The sequence below is a fragment of the Mesonia mobilis DSM 19841 genome (genome assembly GCF_000423405.1).
In the GTDB taxonomy this organism is placed as follows: Bacteria; Bacteroidota; Bacteroidia; order Flavobacteriales; family Flavobacteriaceae; genus Mesonia; species Mesonia mobilis.
Window position 1 is genome coordinate 1 of record NZ_AUHX01000027.1, and the last position, 5,331, is coordinate 5,331.

5 protein-coding genes and 1 pseudogene are annotated in these 5,331 nt (G+C 32.9%); 5 read left to right on the forward strand and 1 reads right to left on the reverse strand.

Annotation, left to right across the window (positions count from 1 at the left end; genetic code table 11):
• The 5 genes from G551_RS16735 to G551_RS15860 form a co-directional block, all read left to right on the forward strand.
• The coding region (locus G551_RS16735; RefSeq protein ID WP_036243840.1) for a hypothetical protein at positions 1-218 on the forward strand (218 nt) is incomplete at its 5' end.
• Between the two features lie 382 nt (positions 219-600).
• Entirely contained in the window at positions 601-930 is a 330-nt protein-coding gene (locus G551_RS0112010) for a helix-turn-helix domain-containing protein (protein WP_051191391.1), read from the forward strand.
• A complete protein-coding gene (locus tag G551_RS0112015; RefSeq protein WP_027885794.1) occupies positions 927-1,976 on the forward strand; it encodes a DNA cytosine methyltransferase in 1,050 nt (349 codons plus the stop codon). Before G551_RS0112010 ends, G551_RS0112015 begins: the two co-directional genes overlap by 4 nt.
• A 3-nt stretch (positions 1,977-1,979) precedes the next feature.
• Complete coding sequence (locus G551_RS0112020; protein ID WP_027885795.1) at positions 1,980-2,942, forward strand: HaeIII family restriction endonuclease; 963 nt, start codon at positions 1,980-1,982, stop codon at positions 2,940-2,942.
• A 308-nt stretch (positions 2,943-3,250) separates the two neighbouring features.
• Complete coding sequence (locus tag G551_RS15860; protein ID WP_051191392.1) at positions 3,251-4,999, forward strand: DUF262 domain-containing protein; 1,749 nt, start codon at positions 3,251-3,253, stop codon at positions 4,997-4,999.
• Positions 5,000-5,099: 100 nt separating this feature from the next.
• Here the strand turns inward: G551_RS15860 and G551_RS16740 are convergent.
• Positions 5,100-5,331 (reverse strand): annotated as a pseudogene (locus tag G551_RS16740) (IS110 family transposase); the annotation flags it as partial.

A 5,331-nucleotide genomic window follows, 5' to 3' on the forward strand; every position in this document is an offset into this window, starting at 1 on the left:
TGCGTAAAGTAAACACTATAGGCTTAAGACAAGCTAACAAGTGTATGCAGCTCTCAGCTATAGCCTACAACCTCAAAAAATACCTCAAGTTCACTCAAAACCGGGTGAAAAGTGGAGCAGGAATGTTCGCCTTGTTTTTTAAAGTTCACAATGACCTTAAATCGGGAGTATACGTCATTTTAAAAACACTTCATTCTTCTAATTTGCAAAGGATATAAAAACAAAAAACCTCCTAAAAGCGGTTTAAATAAGTGAGATTTTCTAAGAATTAAAGGCTTGTGCAACGGTTACAATGGCTATAAGTAATTGCTTGTTCTCGCTTACTTCTGAAAATTCTCGCGGATTTTCAGTTTGTTGTGTACTTGCAAAGTTAAGTGCTAACCCACGCAACTACTCATAGCCGAGACCGTTGGGCACAAGCTGAAAAAAATATGAACTAAAATTAAATCCGAACTAAAAAACCAACCGCATATTTTAGCACATTTGGTTTTTCCCATCGCAAAAAGCCATCATTTTAAAAACCAAAAAAGCAAAAATTATCCTACGCATAGTTAGATTATCTAAAAAATTATTTAAATTTGTCAAAAAATGACAAGTCTTATGAAAACCACATTTGGAGAATATATTCGACTTTTAAGAAATGAAAAGGGTTTGACTTTAACCCAACTTGCCGCAAAATTAAACTTGGATTCTGCTAATCTGAGTAAAATCGAAAACGATAAACGCGACTTTGATAAAAAAAGACTTTCTAAATTGGCAAAAATTTTTGGGCTCAATTTAAAAGAATTAAAAAATGAATTTATTAGCGACCAAATTGCAAAGCAGATTTATGAAACTAATTGCAATAAACAGCTTTTAAAAGTAGCAGAAGAAAAAGCTGAATATCGAAGGACTTTAAATAAACCCATAAAAACAGAAAAAGCATTATGAATTTAGTATCATTTTTTGCAGGCGCAGGTGGACTGGATTTGGGATTTAAAAAAGCTGGTTTCAGTATTATTTGGGCTAACGAATACGATAAGGATATTTGGGAAACTTATGAAAAAAACCATCCTAAAACTATTTTAGATAAACGTAGTATTGTAAATATACAATCTGATGAAGTTCCAGAATGTGACGGGATTATTGGTGGTCCACCTTGCCAAAGTTGGAGTGAAGCAGGTTCTAAAAGAGGAATTAATGACAATCGGGGGCAATTGTTTTTCGATTTCATAAGAATTCTAGAGGCTAAACAACCAAAGTTTTTTCTTGCAGAAAACGTCAGCGGAATGCTTTTGAAGAGACACGATGAAGCTTTAAAAAACATTAAGACAATGTTTAAAAATGCGGGAACTGGTTATGATTTATCTTTTAAATTATTAAATGCTTCAGATTTTGATGTTCCACAAGACCGCAAACGAGTTTTTTTCGTTGGTATCCGCAAAGATTTAGGTTTTAAGTTCAAATTTCCTGAATATAAGAATAACAAAATAACTCTTGAAGAAGCCATATCTGATTTAAAAGAAAATGTTGTAGCTGCTAAAGAGGGAAACAAAACGAATAAAGAAAATTGGAAGTTTTCGAATCACGAATATATGATAGGTGGTTTCTCTTCAATGTTTATGTCAAGAAATAGAGTTAGAACTTGGGATGAACAATCGTTTACAATTCAAGCAGGTGGGAGACACGCTCCTATTCATCCACAAGCACCAAAAATGAAATTTATAGAACAAAATAAAAGAATTTTTGTTCCTGGAAAAGAAAACTTGTATCGTAGATTAAGTGTTCGCGAGTGTGCACGAATCCAAACTTTTCCGGACGACTTTAAGTTTTATTACAACCATATTGCAGCTGGTTACAAAATGATTGGAAATGCAGTACCGGTTAACCTTGCAAAGCATTTAGCTTTAAGTATTAAATCTCAAATTGAGAATTCAGAAAAAAAACAAAGGTCAATTTCCAAAAGAAAAATGGAATTGGAAAATACTATTTCATAATATATGGCAAGTCAAACAGTAAACGGAAAAGCATTTGAATATGCTTTGCTTATTGAGCTTTACGAACGTTTAGAAAATATAACAAGTGTTACAATTACAAAAAATGAACCTTATCAAACTGCCAAAGGATTTTTTGATGGATTTAATGAACAGGATCAGGATACTTTCAGAATAACCGCAAGTGCTTCAATAAATTTTCTTATTGATATTGAACCAAGACTATCAAATGGTATTAGTGAAGATGATATTTTAATTTTAGAATTAGTAACCGATCAAGCTGGGCAAACTGGAGATGTTCGAGACGTTTTAATAATTCGCTCTTTACAGAAATGGGAGATTGGAATTTCGGCAAAAAACAATCATAGAGCTGTTAAACATTCAAGATTATCACAAAAAATAAACTTTGGCGAGAAATGGCTCGGTGTATCTTGTTCTCAAAATTATTTTCAAGAAATCAAACCGATTTTTGATATGCTCACAGATTTGAGGGCTAAAGACAAATCAACGAAATGGACTTCGATTGAAAATATGCACGAAACAGTATATGTGCCAATTTTAAACGCTTTCAGAAAAGAATTGCTTCGTTTGGACAAGCAAAATCCAAATATTGCAGCAGAAAACTTGGTACAGTACCTTATCGGAAATCAAGATTTTTATAAAGTAATTAAAGGAAAAAGGAAAGTTGAAATTCAAGCTTATAATTTGCACGGCACCTTGAATTTACCATTTGAGAAGATAAAACCGAAAGCAAAAATTCCTAAACTTAAATTACCGACAAGATTAATTGAAATGGTTTATCAAGAAAATTCAACGACAACGTTACTGGTTTCTTTAAATGAAGGTTGGCAAATATCTTTTAGAATTCATAATGCGAGTTCAAGGGTTGAACCATCCTTAAAATTTGACATAAACTTAGTGAGTGCACCCCACACTTTATTTACTAATCATATATTTGTGAATGGATAAGCCAAGGCTTAAAGCCATACACATTTTCAATTCGCTCCAGCCGATGCTACGCAAAAATTGCAAAAGAGTATGGCTTGCCAACGCTCACTTTAGAACTAACATAAGATATCGGAAAACCAAGCAGAACGTAAAAAGCCAGTGCCCAACAACATATAACAACAATTGCGGCTTCGTGTCCTGCGGACACAACCGCGCAAGCATAAAAGTCGGTAATTTTAGCTATCTTAGTTTTTAAACAACCCGCAACTGATTGTTATACAAGACCGTTAGGCACAAGCAAAACCAACAAACAAACATTTGAATAAAATATGGGACAATTTAGAGATGTATCAATAAAAAACGTAATCGAGGACTTAAACCAAAGTTATTTTCTACCTGATATTCAGAGAGAGTACGTGTGGTTGAGGAAAGCAAAAGAAAAGAAAATTGAGCAACTTTTCGATTCTATTTTAAGAGGGTATCCAATTGGTTCATTTCTGTTTTGGAAACTCAAAAAAGACGATATTGAAACGAACAAAGATGCGAAAGAAGATTCCGATAAACTGAATTTTCAGCTTTACAAGTTCATTGAAAACTATGATGAACGAAAAACGCACAACGAAAAGGTAAACATTGAACAAATAAATTCAGACGATTTATCAATCGTACTTGACGGGCAACAAAGATTAACTTCACTTTACATTGGACTAAAAGGAACAAGAACCTTAAAAAAACCAAAAGCGTGGTGGGATAATCCAAATGCTTTTGAGGAAAAACAACTATTCTTAAATTTAAGATATAAACCAAATGAAGAAAATCCAGATGACAATTTTGATTTTGATTTTCTTCGTAAAAATGCAGTTCCAAAAACTGACGAAAACAACTATTGGTTTAAGGTTGGCGAAATACTCGAATTAGGAAGCATTGTAGGATATGCAAGAGAGAACAATCTTTCAGATAGTGAGGCAGAAATACTTGAAAAGCTCAAAGATGCTTTCTGCACAAAAAGTCTTATTTCTTACTTTGAAGAAACAGAGAAAAACCTCGATAAGGTTTTAAAGATTTTTATTCGAGTAAATAGCGGAGGAACACAACTTTCGTATTCAGACCTTTTAATGTCAATTTTAACTGCAAATTTCTCAACTGACATTAGAGATTTGATGAACAAATTTGTTGACTCATTAAAGGAACGAGGTTTTGGAGTAATGGGCAGAGACCAAGTGTTGAAAACTTGTCTGTTACTAACTGAAAGCAACCACATATTCCAACTAAAGAATTTTAGCAAAAGTAATATCAATAAGATAGAAGATAATTGGGAAGAGATTACCGAAACAATTTTTAAAGCAACAAAATTGCTTAAAGAATTTGGCTATACAAATCAACTTTCTTCTGCTTACATTTTGTCAGCAGTTGCGTACTTCATTTTCAAAAAGAAAAATATAACACACGAGGATAAAACAGAATTACTCAAATTTGTGCGAAACGCACAAATTACGAGTTATTTTACGACTTCGTTAGATGGTAAGTTAGAGGTAGTAGCAAAAATCATAAGAACGGCAGAAGATTTTGAAACTGTCAATAGAAAATTAACTACAAGTAAAGTCCAACCACTAAAAATTTCAAGTGATGATATTGACAGAATGATGGACTTCCAATATGGAAATCCTGCAATACTACCAATCTTACAGATTTTATATCCAAACTTAGACTATAAAAACTCGACATTTCATATCGACCATATTTATCCTAAATCAAAGTTTAAAGCCAAAAATGAAGAGTTGGCTGAGGACTACCTTACTGAGGCAAACTTCCTTTACAACCTTCAACTTTTACAAGGAGAAGAAAATTTGACCAAAAAAGCGAAAGACCCAGAATTATGGTTAAGTGAACATTTTTCGGATAATAAAGAACAAATAAAGGCTTATAAGCAACGAAATTATATTGACGAAGATTTTGAACTCAAATGGAGCGGAATAAAGGAATTTGATGATTACCGAACAGAAAAAATAAAGTCCAAATTGAAAGAAATACTGCTGACAGATAAAGAAATGCCAGTGCCTAACAAAGAACTGAGGTAAAAAGCAACTCTTTTCTTCCTTAATTTTAGAGCATATTTATCCTGTACTAAAACCTCTATTTCTTTAATCTTAGTACTTCATATCTTTATTAATTTTAATACTACTTCGTCGCTAAAACTGATACGTAATTTGCATCATAGGCCAAACCCGACTTGGCAATCGAAAAGGCCTGTTTCAGCAATTTATTACATACCGCGATCAAAGCTAATTTCTTACTCTTTCCTTTGGCTACTAAACGATCATAGAGCTTTTTACAAGCCAGATTGTATTTGCAAGCATTAAAAGAACACAAGAACAAGAGATTACGTAACTTCTTATTACCTACCTTACTT

Excerpts from the sequence above, each read along its gene's own strand:
- G551_RS0112010 (WP_051191391.1), top strand. The coding sequence starts at position 601 with ATGAAAACCACATTTGGAGAATATATTCGACTTTTAAGAAATGAAAAG.
- G551_RS0112015 (WP_027885794.1), top strand. The coding sequence starts at position 927 with ATGAATTTAGTATCATTTTTTGCAGGCGCAGGTGGACTGGATTTGGGA.
- G551_RS0112020 (WP_027885795.1), top strand. The coding sequence starts at position 1,980 with ATGGCAAGTCAAACAGTAAACGGAAAAGCATTTGAATATGCTTTGCTT.
- G551_RS15860 (WP_051191392.1), top strand. The coding sequence starts at position 3,251 with ATGGGACAATTTAGAGATGTATCAATAAAAAACGTAATCGAGGACTTA.